The sequence below is a fragment of the Shinella sp. BE166 genome (assembly GCF_051201095.1).
Taxonomy (GTDB): domain Bacteria; phylum Pseudomonadota; class Alphaproteobacteria; order Rhizobiales; family Rhizobiaceae; genus Shinella; species Shinella lacus.
This window is the reverse complement of record NZ_JBPEHL010000001.1, coordinates 278,271-298,494: the sequence shown is the minus strand read 5'-3', so window position 1 is coordinate 298,494 and position 20,224 is coordinate 278,271. Positions and strand designations below refer to the sequence as shown.

18 protein-coding genes are annotated in these 20,224 nt (G+C 65.1%); 10 read left to right on the top strand and 8 right to left on the bottom strand.

Annotated elements, in window-relative coordinates; all coding sequences use genetic code 11:
• Positions 1–16: 16 nt before the first annotated feature.
• From ggt to J2Y63_RS01310, 3 genes are all read right to left on the bottom strand, one after another.
• Positions 17–1,609: a gamma-glutamyltransferase gene (gene ggt / locus J2Y63_RS01320; RefSeq protein ID WP_435264575.1), complete on the bottom strand. Its 1,593-nt coding sequence runs from the start codon at positions 1,607–1,609 to the stop codon at positions 17–19.
• A gap of 45 nt (positions 1,610–1,654) precedes the next feature.
• On the bottom strand, positions 1,655–2,329 hold the full coding sequence (locus tag J2Y63_RS01315; RefSeq protein ID WP_435264574.1) for a GntR family transcriptional regulator: 675 nt from the start codon (positions 2,327–2,329) through the stop codon (positions 1,655–1,657).
• 84 nt (positions 2,330–2,413) lie between these two features.
• Positions 2,414–3,283 carry a LysR family transcriptional regulator gene (locus J2Y63_RS01310; protein WP_435265026.1) on the bottom strand — a complete coding sequence of 290 codons (870 nt, stop codon included), beginning with the start codon at positions 3,281–3,283 and terminating at the stop codon, positions 2,414–2,416.
• Between the two features lie 94 nt (positions 3,284–3,377).
• On the opposite strand from J2Y63_RS01310, the gene J2Y63_RS01305 reads away from it, so the two are divergent.
• The gene (locus tag J2Y63_RS01305; protein ID WP_435264573.1) at positions 3,378–4,358 is read left to right on the top strand and encodes a bile acid:sodium symporter family protein; all 981 of its coding nucleotides are present in this window, start codon (positions 3,378–3,380) and stop codon (positions 4,356–4,358) included.
• Here the strand turns inward: J2Y63_RS01305 and J2Y63_RS01300 are convergent.
• The 5 genes from J2Y63_RS01300 to J2Y63_RS01280 form a co-directional block, all read right to left on the bottom strand.
• Entirely contained in the window at positions 4,355–5,986 is a 1,632-nt protein-coding gene (locus tag J2Y63_RS01300) for an FGGY-family carbohydrate kinase (protein ID WP_435264572.1), read from the bottom strand. The genes J2Y63_RS01305 and J2Y63_RS01300 overlap by 4 nt on opposite strands.
• Before the next feature lie 65 nt (positions 5,987–6,051).
• Positions 6,052–6,780 (bottom strand): SDR family oxidoreductase, encoded by a 729-nt coding sequence (locus J2Y63_RS01295; RefSeq protein ID WP_435264571.1) that lies wholly within the window; start codon positions 6,778–6,780, stop codon positions 6,052–6,054.
• 25 nt (positions 6,781–6,805) lie between these two features.
• Positions 6,806–8,059: a sugar ABC transporter permease gene (locus J2Y63_RS01290; protein ID WP_435264570.1), complete on the bottom strand. Its 1,254-nt coding sequence runs from the start codon at positions 8,057–8,059 to the stop codon at positions 6,806–6,808.
• Entirely contained in the window at positions 8,056–8,877 is an 822-nt protein-coding gene (locus J2Y63_RS01285; RefSeq protein ID WP_256115012.1) for an ATP-binding cassette domain-containing protein, read from the bottom strand. The genes J2Y63_RS01290 and J2Y63_RS01285 overlap by 4 nt, the downstream gene beginning before the upstream one ends.
• Positions 8,878–8,955: 78 nt before the next feature.
• Entirely contained in the window at positions 8,956–10,002 is a 1,047-nt protein-coding gene (locus tag J2Y63_RS01280; RefSeq protein ID WP_435264569.1) for an ABC transporter substrate-binding protein, read from the bottom strand.
• Positions 10,003–10,285: 283 nt separating this feature from the next.
• Between J2Y63_RS01280 and J2Y63_RS01275 the strand changes: the two genes are divergently transcribed.
• The 9 genes from J2Y63_RS01275 (at position 10,286) to J2Y63_RS01235 (ending at position 20,199) form a co-directional block, all read left to right on the top strand.
• Complete coding sequence (locus J2Y63_RS01275) at positions 10,286–11,305, top strand: LacI family DNA-binding transcriptional regulator (RefSeq protein WP_435264568.1); 1,020 nt, start codon at positions 10,286–10,288, stop codon at positions 11,303–11,305.
• 273 nt (positions 11,306–11,578) lie between these two features.
• Complete coding sequence (locus J2Y63_RS01270) at positions 11,579–12,799, top strand: transporter substrate-binding domain-containing protein (protein WP_435264567.1); 1,221 nt, start codon at positions 11,579–11,581, stop codon at positions 12,797–12,799.
• Complete coding sequence (locus tag J2Y63_RS01265; RefSeq protein WP_256115017.1) at positions 12,796–13,386, top strand: ANTAR domain-containing response regulator; 591 nt, start codon at positions 12,796–12,798, stop codon at positions 13,384–13,386. The genes J2Y63_RS01270 and J2Y63_RS01265 overlap by 4 nt, the downstream gene beginning before the upstream one ends.
• Before the next feature lie 26 nt (positions 13,387–13,412).
• Positions 13,413–14,306 carry a proline iminopeptidase-family hydrolase gene (locus tag J2Y63_RS01260; protein ID WP_435264566.1) on the top strand — a complete coding sequence of 298 codons (894 nt, stop codon included), beginning with the start codon at positions 13,413–13,415 and terminating at the stop codon, positions 14,304–14,306.
• A 75-nt stretch (positions 14,307–14,381) separates the two neighbouring features.
• Entirely contained in the window at positions 14,382–16,079 is a 1,698-nt protein-coding gene (locus J2Y63_RS01255; protein WP_435264565.1) for an ABC transporter substrate-binding protein, read from the top strand.
• Between the two features lie 93 nt (positions 16,080–16,172).
• Positions 16,173–17,201, top strand: a complete 1,029-nt coding sequence (locus J2Y63_RS01250) for an ABC transporter permease (RefSeq protein WP_435264564.1) — start codon at positions 16,173–16,175, stop codon at positions 17,199–17,201.
• Positions 17,202–17,212: 11 nt separating this feature from the next.
• Positions 17,213–18,184 carry an ABC transporter permease gene (locus J2Y63_RS01245; protein WP_435264563.1) on the top strand — a complete coding sequence of 324 codons (972 nt, stop codon included), beginning with the start codon at positions 17,213–17,215 and terminating at the stop codon, positions 18,182–18,184.
• 3 nt (positions 18,185–18,187) lie between these two features.
• The gene (locus J2Y63_RS01240; RefSeq protein ID WP_435264562.1) at positions 18,188–19,213 is read left to right on the top strand and encodes an ABC transporter ATP-binding protein; all 1,026 of its coding nucleotides are present in this window, start codon (positions 18,188–18,190) and stop codon (positions 19,211–19,213) included.
• The gene (locus tag J2Y63_RS01235) at positions 19,210–20,199 is read left to right on the top strand and encodes an ABC transporter ATP-binding protein (RefSeq protein WP_435264561.1); all 990 of its coding nucleotides are present in this window, start codon (positions 19,210–19,212) and stop codon (positions 20,197–20,199) included. The genes J2Y63_RS01240 and J2Y63_RS01235 overlap by 4 nt, the downstream gene beginning before the upstream one ends.
• Positions 20,200–20,224 lie beyond the last annotated feature (25 nt).

The following is a 20,224-nucleotide window of genomic DNA, read 5'->3' as shown; positions in this document are numbered from 1 at the left end:
CGGCGCTCGTTGCCCATCAAAGGCCGAGCGCGATGCCGTCCTTGCGCGATTCGGACCCGCCGGTCAGCGTTCCGTTCTCCCAATCGATGCGGATCGCCTGCGCGCCGCCGATGGGGTCCTCCGCCGGGACGATTGCGAAGCCGCGCCGACGGAGCTCGTCGGCGGTCGCCGCCGGCAGCGTATGTTCGGCCTCGACCTGCGTGCCGTCGGATTTCGGGATCAAGCGCGGCAGGTCGATCGCCTCCTGCAAGTCCATACCATAGTCGAACACCTTCGAAATCAGGTGCGCATGGCCCATCGCCTGGTAATAGCCGCCCATCACGCCGAAGGGCATCTCGACCCTGCCGGCGCGCGTGACCATGCCGGGGATGATCGTGTGCAGCGGCCGCTTCAGCGGCGCCACCACGTTCCGATGGCCGGGTTTCAGCGAAAAACTCTGGCCACGATTGTGCAGGACCACGCCTGAGCGCGGCGCGACGAGACCCGTGCCGAAACTGTCGAAGACCGAGTTGATGAAGCTGACGGCGTTGCGGTCGCGATCCACCACGGAAATGTAGACCGTATCGCGATGGAGCGGCATGTCGAAGGGCGGCAGGTCGGTGAGCGCGCGGCGAAGGTCGATCATGCCGGCAAGCCGGTCGGCAAGCGCGTCCGACAGGAACTCCTCCACCGGCACGTCCGCCTTGTCCGGATCGGCAAGCCAGACGTCGCGTGCGGCATAGGCGAGCCGTGTCGCCTCGATCTCGATATGCAGCCGGTCGGGCGATTGCGGATCGCCATTCGCCTCGAAACGGCTCAGGATGTTGAGGATCAGGAGCGCGACGATGCCCTGGCCGTTCGGCGGGCATTCGTGGATCGTGTATCCGCGAAAGTCCGTGGTGACCGGCGTGACATAGGCCCCGCGCGCCGTCGCAAAATCCTCCATCGTGTGCAGCCCGCCGAGCGAACGGAGATAGGACACCATGTCTTCCGCGACGGGGCCGGTGTAGAAGCCGTCGCGGCCATCGACCGCGATCCGCTTCAGCGTTTCGGCGAGTTCCGGCTGGCGGTGGACCTCGCCGATTTTCGGCGCGCGACCGGCGGGCAGGAAGATACGCGCGGCGGTGGGATCGGCCGCCAGCAACTCCTCCTCCAGCGACCAATCGCGATGCACCCGCGGCGTGATCGCATAGCCTTCCGCGGCAAAGCGGATCGCCGGCGCCAGGACATCGGCGAACGGAAGTCGGCCATGATCGGCGTGGAGTTGCACCCAGGCATCGATCGCGCCGGGAATGGTCACCGCCGCCGGCGACTGGCGCGGCACTTCGGTCAGGCCGCGCTCGGTAAACCAGTCGAGCGTCAGCGCCGCCGGCGTGCGGCCGGAGCCGTTATAGGCGACGACCCTGTCGGAGCCTTCCGGCGCGAAAAGCACGAAACAGTCGCCGCCGATGCCGGTCGAGCCCGGCTCGACGGCGCATTGCACGGCGGACGCGGCGATGGCCGCGTCCACGGCATTGCCGCCGGCCTCCATGACCTGCAGCGCCGTCAGCGTCGCGGACGGATGCGATGTCGCCGCCATCGCCTGGCGGGATACGGCGACGGATCGTGTCGGCTTCTCGAAATTGCGCATGCTGTTCCTCTTCTTCGTATAACTTGACCGCGCCAGCGGCCGGTTTCAGCGCCGGCTCGGGGTCGCGAAATCGGCCAGCAGGGGTGCCGTGCCGAGAATATGCTCCTGCATCACCTGCTCGGCGTGGCGCGCATCGCCCGAACGCAGCGCCGAGATCAACACCGCATGCTCCTCCCGGGCAGAAAGCGGCTTGTCGACATAGTCGAACCAGATGCGCATGTAGGGCTCGATGACCACATGCAGCGCCGAGATCTGGTGGATGAGCTTCGGCCGGCCGCTCAGCGCGTAGATCCGGCCGTGAAACTCCTGGTGGCGCACGACCCAGTCGCTGCTGCCGCTCTGCCCGGCGCGCTCCATGCGCGCGAGCAACCGTTCGAGTTCGTCCAGCACGTCCTCGTCGATGCGGGGAACCGCGAGGCGCACGGCAAGCCCCTCCAGCACGGAGCGCATCTCGAAGGCCTCGTACAGTTCATCGAGCGTGAGGCCGGCAACGATACAGCCGCGGTTGGGGCGCAACACCACGAGACCATCAGAGGCGAGCCGCCGGAACGCCTCGCGAACCGGCATGCGGCTCATGCCGATCTCGGCGGCGATATCCTCGGGGATCAGCCGTTCGCCCGCCTTGTAGAGGCCGAGACGAAGCGCCTGCTGAATATGGCGATAGGCCTCCTCCTCCGCTGTCGCGGCGGAATTCGGCTGGCTGGAAAAACCTGCGGACATGGCATGGGACCAAAAAGTATTTTTGTATCCACTTATCCAATCACCGACGGATATGCGCCGTCAAGCCGGGGTGCGGCGAAATTGTCAGTCGGGGCTGGACGTCGGGACAAACCCTTTGACGAACCGTTCCCGCACCCGGCGGGAGAAGGCCGAGACGGTGGCGCGGTCGGCCGAAGCCGCGGTGACGAGCACGAACTCGACATCCTCCAGAACCGGCAGGTTGGGCGGGACGATCTCGCGAAGCCCGGCCGGCGCGAGGCTGCGAGGCTGGACGAGCACCCCCATGCCGGCGCGCGCCGCCGCGGTCAGCCCGCTGAGGCTGTGGCACGAGCAGACGATGCGCCATGGCGTGCCGCTGCGCTCCAGCGCCTCCATCAGCAGGATCCGGGTGAGGCTCGGCGGCGGGAAGACGATCAGCGGGAGGACGGGTTTGGCGAGCACCGCCTCGGGGTCACTCGCCAGCCAGACGAGCGGCTCGCGCAGCACCCCGTCGCCCCGCCTGTCGCCGATCCTGCGCTTGGCCATGACGAGATCAAGCTCGCCGCGATCCTGCATTTCGGCGAGCGACTTCGACAGCGCGACTGAAAGCTGGAGATCGACGGAGGGATAATCGGCGATGAAGTCCTCCAGCAATCCCGGCAGTTGCCCGCTCACCAGGTCCTCGGAAACACCGAGCCGAAAGACACCGCGCGGCGTATCGGTCTCGAACTGGGCGACGGCCTGGCGCTCCAGCGCCAGAAGCTGCCGGGCGTGCGGCAGCAGGGCCTCGCCATCGGGGGTGAGCCGAACCGTATGCGTGTCGCGATGGACGAGCCGTCGATGCAGGCTGCGCTCCAGCCGTTGCAGATGCTGGCTTACGGTCGACTGGCCGAGGTCCAGCCGCTCGGCGGCGAGCGTGAAGCTCTTGAGTTGGGCCACCGTCACGAAGCTGCGCAACTGCACCATATCAAGCATATCGCGATCCTCGATAACTGTTATTCCTTGCATTGTGAATCAGGATATCAAAGATCGGCAGCCTGTCGAGACTGATGGATTCCGGACCGCCCCCATGAAAAGCCTGCTCCCCGATACCTTCACCCTGCTTCTCATCGCAGCCGTGGGCCTTGCCTCCCTCCTGCCGATTTCCGGCGAACCGGCGGCGTGGTTCGGCATTGCCACCAATATCGCGATCGCCGGCCTGTTCTTTCTGCATGGCGCGCGCCTTTCCACCGACGTGGTGATTGCCGGCTTCCTGCATTGGCGATTGCAGATCTTCATCCTGGCGACCACCTTCGTGGTGTTCCCGTTGCTCGGCCTCGGCCTCGGCGTCCTGTCGCCCTGGCTGATCCCGCAGCCGCTCTATCTCGGCCTGCTTTTCCTGTGTGTGCTGCCCTCGACGGTGCAGTCGTCGATCGCCTTCACGTCGATTGCCGGCGGCAACGTGCCGGCGGCGATCTGCGCAGCCTCGACCTCCAACATCCTCGGCATCTTCCTGACGCCGGCACTGGTCGCCATGCTGTTTTCCGCCGGCGGCCATGTCGGCGTGTCGTTCGACATGGTCTGGAAGATCATGCTCCAGCTTTTCCTGCCCTTCGTGGCCGGCCAGCTCTTGCAGCCTTTCATCGGAAAATGGGTGCGCGCGCGCAAGTCGCTGCTCACGCCCTTCGACCGCGGCTCCATCCTGATGGTCGTCTACCTCGCCTTCTCGGATGCGGTGACCGAAGGCGTCTGGCACCAGCTGGAGGCACAGGACCTGGCCATGCTCGTCGCGCTGGACGCCCTGCTGCTGGTGGTCGTGCTCCTCATCACCAGCCTTGGCGCAAAACTCTTCGGCTTCAACCGCGAGGACCGCATCACCGCCGTCTTCTGCGGCTCGAAGAAAAGCCTGGCGAGCGGCGTGCCGATGGCAGGCGTCATCTTCGCCGGCCAGCCGATCGGCGCGATCGTCCTGCCGCTGATGCTGTTTCACCAGATCCAGCTGATGGTCTGCGCCTGGCTCGCCCGGATCTACGCCGAGCGCAAGGCGGCTGCGATACCCGACGCCGTCTAGCGGATTTCGCGGCTCAACGCCTGAAGCCGGGTGAAGGCATCGTATCGCTTGACGTGACGGGCGGCTGTTTCGCCGTCCGCCGGGTGATAGGTCCGATCAGTCTTTGAAAGGGCAGCCATCGCCGCGCCGACATCCGGGAAGGCACCACCGGCGACGCTGCCGAGAATGGCGGCGCCGAGCAGGACGGGTTCTTCGGCGCGCGTTGCCAGCAACGGCTTGCCCGTCGCGTCGGCGAGAAGCTGGCGCACGAGATCGAGCTGGCCGGCCCCGCCGCTGATGACGATCTTGTCGACCGGTGCGCCGGCGGCCGTCTGTGTTTCGATGATCTGGCGCAGGCCGTAGCCGATGCCGCAGAGGCCGGCGATGTAGAGCGAGACGAGGTTGTCGAGGTCACGCTCCATGCCGAGGCCGACGATCGCCGCGCGGGCATGCGGATCGGCGAAGGGCGCACGATTACCGAGGAATTCCGGCACGACATGTACGCCATCGGCCAGTTCCACCACGGCGGACAGCGTTTTTGCCTTTTCGGCCGCCAGCTCGGCCAGCAGAACAGGCAGCGATAGGCCGCGTGTCTTTGCCAGTGCGACCGCTTCACCAGCCGCCGGATGGAAGGAGAGAAGCTGCTCGATCGCGGCACCGGCCGCCGACTGCCCTCCCTCGTTCAGCCACATGCCGGGCACCATGGCGGAGAAGTAAGGCCCCCAGACGCCCGGCACGAAGACCGGGTCGTGGGTCGAGGTCATGGTGCAGGATGACGTGCCGAAGACGTAGCCAAGATTGTTTTCCGGCGGGCCATCGACGCCCACTGTGCCGATGCCGCCCGCATGGGCATCGATCATGCCGGCGCCGACCGGCGTGCCGGCAGCAAGGCCGAGCTCTTCCGCCGCGCGCGCGGTGAGGCCGTTGCCGAGCGGCGTGCCGGGCTCAACGACCTGTTGACCGATGCGGGAGAATTCCTCGTCTGCCAGAATGCCGAGGCCGATTTCGCGGAAATAGCTCGGGTCCCAGCGTTTTTCATGCGCCAGATAGGTCCACTTGCAGGTGACCGTGCAAGTGGACCGGGCGAGATCACCCGTCGCGCGCCAGGTGAGGAAATCCGCCAGGTCGAAGAACTGCCAGGCGGCATCGAAAACCTGCGGACGGTTCTCCTTGAGCCAGAGCAGTTTCGGCGTTTCCATCTCCGGTGAGATGCGGCCGCCGACATAGCGCAGGACGTTGTGGCCCAGCGCATTGATGCGCTCGACCTGATCGACGGCCCGGTGGTCCATCCAGACGATGATATCGCGCTCCGGATTTTCCGATGGGCCAACGGGCAGCGGCGCCCCTTCCCTGCCGAGCACGACCAGCGAGCAGGTCGCATCGAAGCCGATGCCGGCGATTTGTTCCGGCGCAACACCCGCCTTGGCGACGGCATCGCGCACCGACGCGCAGACGGCGGCCCAGATTTCCGTGCTCGACTGCTCGACCATCGCGCCCGCCTCGCGAAACAGCGAAATGTCGCGCTTGCCCGAGGCCAGCATGCGACCGGTCAGATCGAAGAGGCCGGCTCTGGCGCTTCCCGTGCCGACATCGACGCCGATCAGGTAGCGTTCGCAGCCCGCGGGGCGTGCGGAGGAAGGGGTGCTCATAGGGTCTTACCGCCTGCAAATCGGGAATGTTTCCGGCGAGCGGCCTCATGCCGCCCGCCGCTTGTTTAGAGATCGACGCTGTTGGGCAGGATCACCAGATCGCGGATCGTGACATTGCGCGGCCGGGTCAGCATGAAGAGCACGGCATCGGCCACTTCCTTCGGCTGCATCAGGCTGCCATTGGCCAGCGCCTCGTCCATCTTCTCCTTCGGCCAGTCGTCGAGCAGCGCCGTTACCACCGGCCCCGGCAGGACCGCGCCGACGCGCACGCCGTGCTGTGATACCTGGCGGCGGGTCGAGTGCACGAAGGCCTGCACGGCGAACTTGGAGGCCGTGTAAATCGGCTCCCAGATGACGGGCACGACACCGGCAATCGAGCTGGTGAACAGGATGTCGCCCGTCTTCTGCTCGATCATGTACGGCAGCACGGCATGCACCGAGCGGAAGGCGGCGTTGATGTTGAGGTTCAGCATGCGGTCCCAGGCATCCGGATCGCCCTCCGCCACCGGGCCGCCGATATAGGCGCCGGCATTGGCGTGGAAGACGTCGAGCCCGCCGGCAATGTCGAGGATGCGCGGCAGCATGCCGGACACCTCGGCCGGCTTCAGCAGGTCCACGACGAGCGGCAGGGCGTTCGGACCCAGCTCATTGCAGAGCTGTTCCAGCTTGTCCTGCGCCCGGTCGACGAGCACGACCTTCGCGCCTTCGGCAAGCAAGGTCCTGGCGCATTCGAGGCCGATGCCGGATGCGGCACCCGTGATGGCGGCAATCTTGCCCTTCATGAGGTCAGCCATGGTCTAGAACTCCATTCAATATGCGTTAGGCGCGACCGTGGCTGACACGGGAGCGACGGGCAAGCGAATCGACGATAACCGCGATGGCGAGAACGCCGCCGGTGATCATATAGCGCAGAGACGACGAGAGGTTGAGCAGGGTCAACCCGTTCGAGATCGCCTGGATGACGATGATGCCGAGCAGAGCCGAATAGGCGCTGCCGCGACCGCCGAACAGGCTGGTGCCGCCGATGACCGCCGCGGCGATCGCGTTGAGGTTCACGTCACCCGTGCCGGCCTGCTGGCTGGACGAGGCAAGCCGCGAGGCCGAGAGGATGCCGCCGAGCGCCGCGAGCGTCGAGCAGAGCATGAAGGCGCTCATATAGATGCGGCGGACATTGATGCCGGAGCGGCGTGCGGCCTCCTTGTTGCCGCCGACGGCAAACATGGAGCGGCCCCATTTGGTGCGCGTCAGCGCATAGTTGAGGATCACGGCGAGCGCGATGAACAGCGCGAACATCCACGGAATGCCGCGGCCGAGATTGAGGTAGAAGACGGCGGCTTCCAGCACCACCGTCAGCACGACGGCCTTCAGGATCAGCGCCCGCATCGGCTGGGCGGAGAGGTTCGCGGCAAGACGCTGGGTGCGGGTGCGCAGTCCCCGGCCGATCATCACGAGGCCCGGCACGAGCGCCAGCGTGTAGGACAACCAGTCCGGCATGATCAGGATCTGGCCGAAGCGCACGAGCGGCGAGGCATAGGGCAGGTTGATCGAGCCGGTCGGGCCGAGGATGTAGAGCTGCAAGCCGAGAAGCGCCAGCAGGCCGGCGAGCGTCGCGACGAAGCTCGGCATGCCGAGGCGGTTATAGAGCATGGCATAAAGCATGCCGACGCCCGCACCCACGACCAGCGCGACGATGATCGCACCCGCGACCGGCCAGCCCATATTGACCCAGATGACGCCGACCAGGGCCGAGGCGAGCCCACTCATGGAGCCGACGGAGACGTCGATTTCGCCGAGCACCAGCACGCAGACGATGCCGAGCGAGATGACGCCGACCGTGGCGCAGTCGAACAGCAGGTTCACCAGGTTGTTCGGCGCGAGGAAGATCGGGTTCAGCGCGGAAAAGACGATGGAGATGACGACCAGGCCGACGGCGACCGGCAGCATGCCGAGGTCGCCGGAGCGCACGCGGTCGATGAAACCTTTCGCCATGGCGGCGAGGCTGTCGTCGTGGCGCACGCGCTCGTCGCTGCGGTCGAGTGTCGGCGTGGACTTGTTGGAAGGGTTCTGGCTCATGCGGTTCCCCCGGTGCTTTCCTGGACGTGACCGGACTTGCGGTCGGCGCGGCGCGAGACGGAATTGTCCGTGGCGCCCGTGATGGCGGAGACGAGCTCCTGGCTCGATGAATCCGGCGTGAAGATGCCGTTGTTGCGGCCCAGCCGGAGCACGACGATGCGGTCGGCGACGGCGCGCACGTCTTCCATGTTGTGGCTGATGATGATGACGCCGAGGCCGCGGTCGCGCACCCGCTCGATGAGGTTCAGCACCTCCGCCGTCTGCGCAACGCCGAGCGCCGCCGTCGGTTCGTCCAGCATGATGAGCCGCGGATTGAGCAGCAGCGAGCGCGCGATGGCGACCGTCTGCCGCTGGCCGCCGGAGAGCGAGGCGATGGGCTCGCGCACGGAGGGAATGCGCGCGGCAAGCTCGCGCAGCAGGGTCCAGGCGCGCACTTCCATGGCCACTTCGTCGAGCGCCCAGGGCGACATTTCGTGGCCGAGGAAGAGGTTCGCCACGACGTCGAGGTTTTCGCAGAGTGCCAGGTCCTGGAACACCGTGGCGATGCCGAGGTCCAGCGCCTTGGCGGGGCTGTCGAGCGTCACCTGCTCGCCGCAGAACTCGATCGTGCCGGAGGATGCCTGGTGCACGCCGGCGAGCACCTTGACCAGCGTCGATTTGCCCGCGCCGTTGTCGCCGACAAGGGCGACGACTTCGCCGGCCTTCACGTCGAGATCGATGTCCGTCAAGGCGGATACGGCGCCGAAATTCTTGGATATGCCGCTAAGGCGCAGCACGGATTCTCCCTTGGCGGGAATATTTTGAAGCGTGGCTGTCATGGCCTCTGGAACCTCTAGGGCTGACCTCGACTGATCGGGTGTCCGGCCGCGTCAAACGGCCGGACACGTATGGGCAGGTTAGTTGATGATGCCGAGTTTGCGGCAACCTTCAACATATTCGCCGGTGCAGACTTCTTCCGGCTTGTTGATGCCCTTGTCGAAGATTTCGGCCTTGATGTTCTCCGCCGTCACGACCGCCGGCACGAAAAGCTGCGAGGGCGTTTCGTAGAGCTTGTGGGTCGCTTCCGGGGTTTCGCCCTTGAGCAGCTTCACCGCAACGCCGGCCGCAGCCGCCGCGACGATTTCGGAGGGCTTGGAGATCGTGTTGTACTGGTCGCCCGAGATGATCAGCTGGAGTGCTGCGATCGTCGCGTCGTTGCCGGTGACCGGCGGCATTTCCTTCACGCCGGCTGCCTTCAGCGCCGCAATCGCGCCGCCGCCCGTGCCGTCGTTCGCCGCGACGATGCCGACGATCTGGTCGCCGAAGCGGGTGATCTGGCCGGCCGCCCATTCCTGTGCCTTCGGCGGCGCCCAGTCCGGCGTGTCGAATTCGGCGAGCGTCTTGTAGGGCGAGGCGTCGAGCGCGGAATCGATGCCGTCGCGGATAAGGCCGGCGGCCGCATCGGTCGGCGAGCCGTTGATCTGGAGCACGCCGGCACCGTCCGCGACGCCCTTGGCCTTCAGGTGGTCGACCAGCGACTGCGCGATGGCCTTGCCGATGCCCTGGTTGTCGAAGGAGACATAGTAGTCGGCCGGTTTGTCGGGGATCGGGCGGTCATAGGCGATGACCTTGACGTCCTGCGACTGGGCGATCTCGACGAGGGCTGCGGCAGCGGCGGAATCGACCGGATCGAGCACGATGACCTTGGCGCCCTGCGCGATCACCGAGTTGAACTGCTGCTGCTGGAGGGCGACGTCCGCATTGGCATTCTGGTAGATCACGGTGCAGCTCGGGCACAGCTTTTCCATCTCGGCCTTGAAGCCGGGATAGTCGTGCTGCTCGTAGCGGGTCGAGGCCTGGTCGGGCATCAGGAAGGCGACGGTCGCGCCCTCCTGGGCAAGGGCGGCGCTGCCAAGCGACAGGACGAGACCGGTCGATGCGAGCAAAAGGGTAAGCGTCTTCATTGGGTTCCTCCACGGTTGATTTCTCAAGTTCACGTTCGCCGGCGTCCTCAAGCCGACAAGGGCGACAGGACCGACGCCTTCCACGCACCAAAGCGCGCAGATCATCGTTCGCTGCGGGGATGCCACAACGTCCGGTTCGTCGATGCTCCGTCTGACTCCTCCCTTGGGTCAGCCTTGCTGTTCAGGCAACTTCATCGATGGAGCATGCTTGCTCAATCGATGAAGCAAGAATTGCCACCAATCGCCATTGGTGTCAAGGTGGCTCTCGAAACGGAGATGAAATGTGAACCGGACGACGCAGACGAAAAGGACGACCATCTATGATCTGGCGGAGCTGGCGGGCACCTCGGCCAGCGCCGTGAGCGCCGTTCTGAATGGCAACTGGAAGAAGCGCCGCATCAGCGCGAAGCTCGCCGAAAAGATCACCAAGCTTGCCGAGGAACAGGGCTACGCGCTCAACATGCAGGCAAGCGTGCTGCGCCGGGACCGGTCGAAAATCATCGGGATGATCGTGCCCAAATACGACAACCGCTATTTCGGCTCGATCGTCGAACAGTTCGAGGCGCTGGCGCGCGAACGCGGCCTGTTTCCGATCATCACCTGCACGATGCGCGACCCGGCGCTGGAGCTGGAGGCCGCGCGCGCCATGCTGTCCTACCAGGTCGACTGCCTGATCGCGACGGGCGCGACCGACCCGGACCGCGTCATGGAACTGTGCGCTGCCGCCGGCGTGCGCACCATCAACCTCGACCTTCCCGGCGCCCGCGCGCCCTCCGTCATCTCCGACAATTACGGCGGCGCGCTGGAGCTGACGCGCCGGGTGCTTGCCAATTGCGAGAAGGAATATGGCGAGAAGACCCCTCTCCTCTTTGTCGGCGGCCGCGGCACGGACCACAACACGATGGAGCGCGTGCGCGGTTTTCGCGATGCCCATGCGGAGGCCGGCGTCGCCGTCGACGACACGCTCGTGCAAACCGTCGGCTATGCCCCCGAAAAGGCGGAAAACGCCATGCGGCAGCTTGCCGAACGCATGAGTCCGCTGCCGCGCGGCATGTTCGTCAACTCGACGATTTCGCTGGAAGGCGTGATGCGCTGGATCCGCCGCTCCGGCCACTATGCCGACCGCGTGCCGCAACTCGGCTGCTTCGACTGGGACCCTTTCGTGGCCATGCTGGGCGACCATATCGAGATGGTGCGCCAGGACGTGCCGAAAATGCTGGAAGCCGTCTTCGGCATCATCGATTCCGGCGCAACCGAGCTCACCGTGGTGCAGATCCCGCCGATCGTCGAGAAGATGGGCTGATCTGGCGGCTGGCCTCGTGCGCCCGTCGCCACAGGTCGATATCGAGGCAAAACAGCGCTCGCAAGAGATGCAATCAGCCTTTTATTTATGCAAAGAAAACAATTGACTACAAAGCGGCCGTATTCTAGCTTTTTCTTCGAAAACGGCAGACGCTGCCACGGCAAATGAGCCCCGATACCGCATGACCTGCGGTGCGGGGTTTTTTTGTTTCGGGCACTCGGCCGACCTCATGAATCGAGGTTGAAGCGTGGACGGGAACCGGGCGATGCAGCCATGGGAAATGCCGATGAACGCGAAACGGCGCGGGCAGCCAGTGCCGCGGGGGCAGTCGCGATGAAGCGCGAGACGGTGCCGGTTTCCATCCTCTATTCGACGACCGGGGCCTATGCGGATGTCGGCCGGCAAGCCGTCGCCGGCGCCTTTGCGGCGATATCCGAGATCAATGCGGATGCCGGCTTTTCCTTCCGCATCGAGCCGAAGATCGATGACCCTGCCGGACGGGCGGAACGCTACGCGCTCCTGTCCGAAGCGGCGATCCGCCAGCATGGCTGTCGCCATGTCATTGGCACGATCACCTCGTGGAGCCGCAAGGACGTGCTGCCGGCGATCGAGCGCCATGGCGCGCTGCTCTGGTACGCTTTTCCCTATGAGGGCTACGAGGCGAGCGACAGCGCCATCTATCTCGGCGCCTGTCCCAACCAGCACCTGCTGCCGCTGTTCGACCATGTGCTGCCGCGCTATGGACGCCGCCCTTTCATTGTCGGCTCGAACTACATCTGGGGCTGGGAAATCAGCCGCATTGCGCGCGAGATGACGGAGGCGGTCGGTGGGCAGGTGGTGTCCGAGCGCTTCGTCCCGCTCGGTTCCGTCGAGGTCGACCACCTGATTGCGGAAATCGCGCAGAAGAAGCCCGACTTCATCCTGAGCAACCTCGTCGGGGAATCGGCCACGGCCTTCCTGGCTGCCTATGACGTGCTGCGCGGCGGAGATCCGTCCGCCCCGCCGGTCGTCGCCTGCAACCTTTGTGAGATCGAGCTTGGCGGCCTCACTCCTTCCGCCTCTGCCGGGCACATTTCGGCATCGCCCTATTTCAACCGGCTGGACACCGCCGAAAACCGCGATTTCAAGGCGCGCATGGCGCTTCGCCACGGCAGCGACCACCGGCTGACGACGCCTTTCGTGGCCGCCTATATGAGCGTGTCGATCCTCGCACAGGCCATGCAGGATGCGGCAACCGATGCGCCGGACGCGATCCGCCGCGTCGTCACCTCCCGGCTCTTCGATACGCCGCTCGGCCCCATCGCCATCAACCCGCGCACCCACCATGCGGCGCTGCGCCCGCACCTGGCGATCTCGAATGCAGATGGCGAATTCGAGATCTTCCACAGCGCTGCAAGCCCGGTCGAGGCCGATCCCTATCTGGTGCATTCACTCAGCCAACCGCTTGCCGCCAGCGAAGCCGCCACCGACACCATGCTTAAGGTGATCAAATGAGCCGCGCCGACCGCCCTTCCCTGGCGACGTGGCGCGCCGTCATCCTGCACCGGGAGCATCCTTCCGTGGATGCCCTGAAGCGGCAGCTCGAAATGCTGCATATCCGCGTCACCGTCGTCTGGCCGCAGATCGACGAGGCCGATGTGGCAAGCGATATCGTCTTCTTCGATGCGGATATGGGCCATGACGGCCAGTTCCCCTGGCCGCCCGGCTTTGCGCCCATGCCGATGATCGCGCTCATCGGCTCCGAGGCGCCCGGCCGCATCGAATGGGCGCTGGCGCAGGGTTCCAACGCCCATCTCCTCAAGCCGATCGGCTCCACTGGCGCCTACAGCGCGCTGCTGATCGCCACACATGCCTATCAGGTGGCGCGCAGCCAGGCGGAGGATATCCGTGCGCTCGAAGACAGGCTGCGCCAGCGACCCATCGTCGTGCGGGCGATCCTGCGGCTCATTCAGCAGGAGCGGCTCGACGAGGCCGGCGCGTGGAAGCGCCTGCGCAAGATCGCCATGGACTGGGGCATGACCATCGAGGAGACGGCAGACGCCATCTGCCGCGACGACCGGCGCACGAAAAGCGGCGCCTGAAGGACAATGGAGAAGGAGCATGACGCGTGTCGATCACTGAAGGCTACGCCCCCTACGGGGACTACAAGACCTGGTACCGCATCACGGGGGATCTCGCCTCCGGCAAGCCGCCGCTCATCGTCGCCCATGGCGGACCGGGCTGCACGCATGACTATGTCGACAGCTTCAAGGACATAGCCGCGACCGGCCGCGCCGTCATCCACTACGACCAGGTGGGCAACGGCAAATCGACCCACCTGCCGGAAAAGGGCGGGGATTTCTGGACGGTCGATTTCTTCCGCACGGAGCTGCACAACCTGATCGACCATCTCGGCATCCGCGATGCCTATTGCCTGCTCGGCCAATCCTGGGGCGGTATGCTGGGCGCGGAGTTCGCCCAGGAGAAACCTGCAGGCCTGAAGGCACTCGTCATCGCCAATTCGCCGGCCGCCATGACGACCTGGGTATCGGAAGCCAACCGCCTGCGCGAGGCCCTGCCGCCGGAAGTGCAGGCGACGCTGCTGCGCCATGAACAGGCCGAAACCACCGACAGCGCGGAATATATGGAAGCGACGGAGGTCTTCAACCAGCGCCATGTCTGCCGCGTCGTACCGATGCCGCCGGAGGTCAAGCGCACCTTCGATGCCATTGCCGACGACCCGACCGTCTACCACACCATGAACGGCCCGAACGAGTTCCACGTCATCGGCACGATGAAGGACTGGTCGATCGTCGGCCGGCTTTCGACCATCGAAGCCCCGACTCTACTGATCTCCGGCCATTTCGACGAGGCGACGAAAGCCTGCGTGCAGCCCTATGCCGACGAGATCCCGGACGTGCGCTGGCGCATCTTCGAACAGTCGAGCCACATGCCGCATGTCGAGGAGCGCGAGGCCTGCATGGCCGAAGTCGCGGGCTTCCTCGACGAAAAGGCACCCTGACAATTCCAGAAGAAGAAACCGCGCGCCCCAAGGGCACGATCAACGACCACCAGAAAACCAGAGGGAAACCGTATCATGACGATATATCTGAAACCTTCCATGCGCCGCGCCGGTCTTCTCGCCGCCGGCATTCTGCTTGCACAGACCGCGCTCTGCAGCACCGCACTTGCCGACGAGCGCGCCGACCTCATGGCCAAGCACCGCGGCGGCACGATGACGCTTGCGGCCGTTTCGGCCGCCGGCACGATCGATCCGATGATCAATTACACCGCCCAGTTCTGGCAGATCTACCAGATGACCTATGACGGCCTCGTCAAGTTCAAGCAGGCCGGCGGCACCGATGGCTTCGAGATCGTGCCCGCGATCGCCGAGGAGATTCCCCAGCCGACGAACGACGGCAAGACCTATGTCTTCAAGATCCGCAAGGGCATCAAGTTCTCGAACGGCAAGGACGTGACGCCGTCGGACGTGGTCGCCTCGTTCCAGCGCATCTTCAAGGTCAAGGGCCCGACCACCGGCAGCTTCTACAACGGCATCGTCGGCTCCAACAAATGCATTGCGGATGCCGCGACCTGCACGCTCGACGGCGGGGTCGTGGGCGACGATGCGGCCGGCACGGTGACGATCAACCTCACGGCGCCGGATTCGGAAATCTTCTCCAAGCTTGCCGTTCCGCACGCCTCCATTCTGCCGGCCGATGCGCCGCTGGCCGACGCCGGAACCACGCCGATTGCCGGCACGGGCGCCTATTATTTCGAGAGCTACAATCCCACCGAACAGCTCGTCATGAAGCGCAATCCGCACTTCAAGGAATGGAGCGCGGATGCCCAGCCGGACGGCTATGCCGACGAGATCATCTACAAGTTCGGCCTGACCGAAGAGGCGATGATCAACGCGATCATCAACGGCCAGATCGACTGGATGTACGACACGCCGCCCTCCGACCGCCTGCCGGAAATCGGCGCGAAATATGCAAGCCAGATCCATATCGACCCGCTTGCCGCCTTCTGGTACGCGCCGATGAACACCAACCTCGCGCCCTTCGACAACATCAAGGTGCGCCAGGCCGTTAACTACGCGCTCGACCGCGACGCGCTCGTCGGCCTGTTCGGCGGCGAAGTCCTTGCGCAACCGACCTGCCAGATCCTGCCGCCGGACTTTCCCGGCCATGTCGACGATTGCCTCTACACCACGGAGGCGAGCCCGGAATGGATGGGCGCCGACATGGAGAAGGCCAAGCAGCTCGTCGAGGAATCCGGCACGAAGGGCCAGAAGGTCACGGTGATCGCCGAGGACAACGCCACCTCGCGCGGCGTCGGCACCTATATCCAGAGCGTGCTGTCGGAACTCGGCTACGATGCCTCGATGAAGGCCGTCTCGCCGAACATCCAGTTCACCTACATCCAGAACACCAGCAACAACGTCCAGATTAGCATCTCGCAATGGTACATGGACTATCCGGCAGCATCGAACTTCCTCAACGTGCTACTCTCCTGCGCATCCTTCACGCCGGGCAGCGACGCCTCGATCAACATTTCTGGCTACTGCAACAAGGATCTCGACGCCAAGATGAAGGAAGCGATGACCCTCGCGCTGACGGATGCCGACGCGGCGAATGCCAAATGGGCGGAAGTCGACAAGGGCTTCATGGAACAGTCGCCGATCGCACCGCTCTTCACGCCGAAAAGCGTGAACTTCACCTCGGCACGGCTCGGCAACTATCTGTTCAACAAGCAGAACCGCTGGATCACCTCCCAGTCCTGGGTGAAGTGAGGCCTGGGTGAAGTAAGACCCGCCTGAAACAGGCCCCGCGGGCGGCAAGACCTTTTGCCGCCCGCACGCCGCATTAAGCCGATCAGGAAACAGATGACCGATATTACCGAGGCCATACGCGTCGATGCGCCAGCCGTCTCCTCCCGCCCCTCCTCGGGTCCGTGGCGACGCGCCTGGCATATCCTTAAGCGCGACCGCGCGACGCTGCTTGCAGCCGCGGTCTTCGTGCTGATCATCCTGTCGACGCTGGCGGCACCGCTCTACGCACGCTACGTCTCCGGCACCGATCCGTTCCGCTCCAATCTCAGCGCGCGCATCATGGTCGACGGCAAGCGCGTGAAGGTGATGCAGGCCTCGACCGAGGGGCTTGGCCTCGGCGTCACGCCGATCGGGCCGACTTGGGGGCCGCAATATCTGCTCGGCGCCGATACGCAGGGCCGCGACGTCGCCGCCCGCCTGCTCTATGGCGGGCGCAACTCGCTGCTGATCGCCGCCTCCGCCACCGTCATCTGTCTCTGTCTTGCCGCCATCGTCGGCATTTCCGCCGGCTTCTTCGGCGGCTGGGTGGACAAGATCCTCTCACGCATCCTCGATATCCTATGGGCATTTCCCGTCTATCTGCTGGCGATCTCGCTCTCCATCGTGCTGATCTCGCAGGGCATCGTCATCGGGCCGATAGAGATCGGCTCGGATAGCTTGCTTCTGCCGATCTTCATCATCGGCATCATCTATGTGCCCTATGTCGCGCGCCCCTTACGCGGTCGCGTACTGTCCTTGAAGCAGAGCGAATTCGTGCTGGCGGCGCGCGGGCTCGGCATTCCGGCCTGGCGCATCCTGCTGCACGACATCCTGCCCAATGTCTCGACCATGCTCATCGTCTTCGTGCCGCTGATGATGGGGCTCAACATCATCACGGAATCCTCGCTCTCCTTCCTTTCGATCGGCGTGCAGGCGCCGGATGCGAGCTGGGGCACGATCATCCAGGACGGCCAGACCCTCCTCTACACGCGACCTGTCGTGGCGCTGGCGCCCGGCATCGCCATCGTGCTGACGGTGCTTTCCCTCAACGTCTTGGGCGACAGCCTGCGTGACGCGCTCGATCCGCGCACGAAACTGGTCTGAGGAGGCTTCCCATGTTTTTCGCCATCCTGCAGCGCCTCGGCCAGATGCTCTTCGTGATGTTCGGCATCTCCGCGCTCGTCTTCCTCATCTTCTTCGCCACCCCCGGCTCCGACCCCGCCGCCCGCCTTGCCGGCCGCAACGCCTCGCAGGAGACCGTCGAGGCCATCCGCAAGGAATTCGGCTTCGACCGGCCGCTGCCCGTGCAGTACGTCGTCATGATGAAGCGGCTTTTCGTGACGCAGGACCTCACCTCCTTCGTCAACCGCGGCTATCGCATCGTGCCGGCGGTGGTCGCAGCCGCACCCGTCACGATCTCGCTGGTTGCGGGTGCTGCGATACTCTGGATCGTTGGCGGCATCTTCGTCGGCGTGATCGCGGCGCTGACGCGCGACACATTGATTGATCGCGGCCTGATGGCACTCGCGCTGATCGGGGTGTCCATGCCGGTCTACTGGCTGGGCGAGGTGATGAACCTGATCAGCCAGAGCCGTTTCCACGACACCTGGATGTTCTCCTGGGTGCCGGCGCTGGGCTACAAGCCGCTGATGGAGGACCCCATCGGCTGGTTCAAGACGCTGGTCATTCCATGGTTCACGCTGGCGGCCCTCTATATCGGCATCTACGGCCGCGTGCTGCGCGCCAACCTCGTCGAGGCCTATCAGGAAGACTTCATCCGAACCGCCCGCGCCAAGGGCTTGTCCCCGGCACGCGTCATGGTGCGCCACGCGCTACGCACGTCGCTCATTCCGTTCGTCACCATGTTCGGGCTCGATTTCGGCGTTTTGGTCGGCGGTGCGGCCTTGCTGACGGAGGTCGTCTTCGGCCTCAACGGCGTCGGCCGTCTCACCTACCAGGCGCTGCTCAATCTCGACCTGCCGATGATCCTCGGCACCGTGATGTACGCCTCCTTCTTCGTCGTCGTCGCCAATGCGCTGGTCGACGTGGTCTATGTGCTGATCGACCCACGGGTCAGGGGAAACTGACGCATGGTGCAGCAGGACAAACCAATCCTCCTCGACGTCAACGGACTATCGGTCTCCTTCGCCAGCGACCGCGGCCTGGTGCAGGCCGTGCGTGATGTGTCTTTCCGTGTCCACGAGGGCGAAATCCTCTCCATCGTCGGTGAATCGGGCTCGGGCAAATCGGTGACGCTGCTCTCCCTGCTCGGCCTGCACGACCGGAAGGCCACGCGCGTGGAAGGCTCCGTCTCCTTCCGCGGCAAGCCGATCCTCGACCTGCCGGCGAGCCGGATGCGGGCGATCCGTGGCAAGGAGATCGGCCTGATCTCGCAGGACCCCATGACGGCGCTGACGCCGGTCTACACGATCGGCTGGCAGATCGCCGAACAGATCCGCGCGCACGAAAACATATCCGCCCGTGCCGCCCGCCGCCGCGCCATCGAACTGCTCGGCGAGGTCGGCCTGTCCAATCCCGGCGAAGCGGTCGACCGCTATCCGCACCAATTGTCCGGCGGCATGCGCCAGCGTGCCGTCATCGCCATGGCGCTTTCCTGCAATCCCGTCCTCCTCGTCGCCGACGAGCCGACCACGGCGCTCGACGTGACTGTGCAGGCCCAGGTGATCGACCTGCTTCTGCGCCTGCGCAAGGATTTCGGATCCGCCATCATCCTGATTACCCACGACATGGGCGTCGTGGCCGAAGTCGCCGAACAGGTGGCGGTGATGTATGCCGGGCGCATCGTCGAGCGCGGGCGCACCGAAGAAATCTTCTCGGCGCCACTCCACCCCTATACCTGGGGCCTCATGGCCTCCATTCCCCCGCTCACCGGGCCACGGCTCACCAAGCTGCGCTCGATCCCCGGCATGCCGCCGACGCCCGAGACGGTTCCGGACGGCTGCGGTTTTGCACCGCGCTGCGCCTTCGCCCGGCCCATCTGCGCCGAGCGGCCGCCCTTGCAAAAGGTGGGCGGACAGGCAGCGCTCTGCGTCATCGACGACGTCGAACGGCCGGCGCTCCGACGCGCCGCCCTTCCGCAGGAGGAACTCGCATGAACGCCGAAATGCTGGTCCCAAAGCCGCTGCTCACGGCGCGCAAGCTCACCAAGAATTTCGTCGTCGGCAAGACCATCCGTCCCGGCTCGGGCCGCGTGCTGCATGCGGTCGATGCCATCGATCTCGACGTCTATCCCACCGAAACGCTCGGCCTTGTCGGTGAGTCCGGCAGCGGAAAGTCCACCCTCGGCCGCTGCCTCACCCGGCTCTACGACATCACGGCCGGCGACCTCACCTTCGACGGACAGGACATCGCCAAGGCAGACGCGGCCGCCCTGAAGCCGGTGCGGCGCAAAATGCAGATGATCTTCCAGGATCCGTCGGCCTCGCTCAATCCGCGCCGGCGCATCCGCGACATGCTGTCCGAAGTGCTGCACGTCCATCGCATCCGCGAAGGAGCTGCGGTCGAGGAGCGGTTGCAGGAACTGATGGAACTCGTCGGCCTGCGCCGGGAATATCTCGACCGCTATCCGCACGAATTCTCCGGCGGCCAGCGCCAGCGCATCGGCATTGCCCGCGCGCTTGCCGTGGAGCCGAAGCTGATCGTCGCCGACGAGCCGGTCTCGGCGCTCGACGTCTCGGTGCAGGCGCAGGTGGTGAACCTCTTCGACGAGCTGCGCGAGCGGCTGAACCTCACCTATGTCTTCATCGCGCACGACCTTGCCGTGGTGCGCCATGTCTCGACGCGGGTGGCGGTGATGTATCTCGGCTCGATTGCCGAAACCGGCGACACGGACGCGCTCTATGCACGGCCGCACCACCCCTATACACGCGCCCTGCTTTCGGCCATTCCTCAGCCCCACAACCGGGGCAAGCGTGAGCGCATCCTGCTGTCGGGCGAAATTCCAAGCCCGCTGTCGCCACCGCCCGGCTGCAAGTTCTCCACCCGCTGTCCCTATGCCAAGGACATCTGCCGCGAGCAGCGGCCGGAACTCGCCGCCATTGAGACGGGCCGCAAGGTCGCCTGCCATTTTCCGCTGGACTGACCTTCGGGCACCAGGAAAGCCAGAA

Excerpts from the sequence above, each read along its gene's own strand:
- J2Y63_RS01240 (WP_435264562.1), top strand. The coding sequence starts at position 18,188 with ATGGTGCAGCAGGACAAACCAATCCTCCTCGACGTCAACGGACTATCG.
- J2Y63_RS01305 (WP_435264573.1), top strand. The coding sequence starts at position 3,378 with ATGAAAAGCCTGCTCCCCGATACCTTCACCCTGCTTCTCATCGCAGCC.
- J2Y63_RS01250 (WP_435264564.1), top strand. The coding sequence starts at position 16,173 with ATGACCGATATTACCGAGGCCATACGCGTCGATGCGCCAGCCGTCTCC.
- J2Y63_RS01300 (WP_435264572.1), bottom strand. The coding sequence starts at position 5,986 with ATGAGCACCCCTTCCTCCGCACGCCCCGCGGGCTGCGAACGCTACCTG.
- J2Y63_RS01255 (WP_435264565.1), top strand. The coding sequence starts at position 14,382 with ATGACGATATATCTGAAACCTTCCATGCGCCGCGCCGGTCTTCTCGCC.
- J2Y63_RS01245 (WP_435264563.1), top strand. The coding sequence starts at position 17,213 with ATGTTTTTCGCCATCCTGCAGCGCCTCGGCCAGATGCTCTTCGTGATG.
- J2Y63_RS01290 (WP_435264570.1), bottom strand. The coding sequence starts at position 8,059 with ATGAGCCAGAACCCTTCCAACAAGTCCACGCCGACACTCGACCGCAGC.
- J2Y63_RS01265 (WP_256115017.1), top strand. The coding sequence starts at position 12,796 with ATGAGCCGCGCCGACCGCCCTTCCCTGGCGACGTGGCGCGCCGTCATC.
- J2Y63_RS01310 (WP_435265026.1), bottom strand. The coding sequence starts at position 3,283 with ATGCTTGATATGGTGCAGTTGCGCAGCTTCGTGACGGTGGCCCAACTC.
- J2Y63_RS01315 (WP_435264574.1), bottom strand. The coding sequence starts at position 2,329 with ATGTCCGCAGGTTTTTCCAGCCAGCCGAATTCCGCCGCGACAGCGGAG.
- J2Y63_RS01280 (WP_435264569.1), bottom strand. The coding sequence starts at position 10,002 with ATGAAGACGCTTACCCTTTTGCTCGCATCGACCGGTCTCGTCCTGTCG.
- J2Y63_RS01285 (WP_256115012.1), bottom strand. The coding sequence starts at position 8,877 with ATGACAGCCACGCTTCAAAATATTCCCGCCAAGGGAGAATCCGTGCTG.
- J2Y63_RS01270 (WP_435264567.1), top strand. The coding sequence starts at position 11,579 with ATGGGAAATGCCGATGAACGCGAAACGGCGCGGGCAGCCAGTGCCGCG.
- J2Y63_RS01235 (WP_435264561.1), top strand. The coding sequence starts at position 19,210 with ATGAACGCCGAAATGCTGGTCCCAAAGCCGCTGCTCACGGCGCGCAAG.
- J2Y63_RS01295 (WP_435264571.1), bottom strand. The coding sequence starts at position 6,780 with ATGGCTGACCTCATGAAGGGCAAGATTGCCGCCATCACGGGTGCCGCA.
- ggt (WP_435264575.1), bottom strand. The coding sequence starts at position 1,609 with ATGCGCAATTTCGAGAAGCCGACACGATCCGTCGCCGTATCCCGCCAG.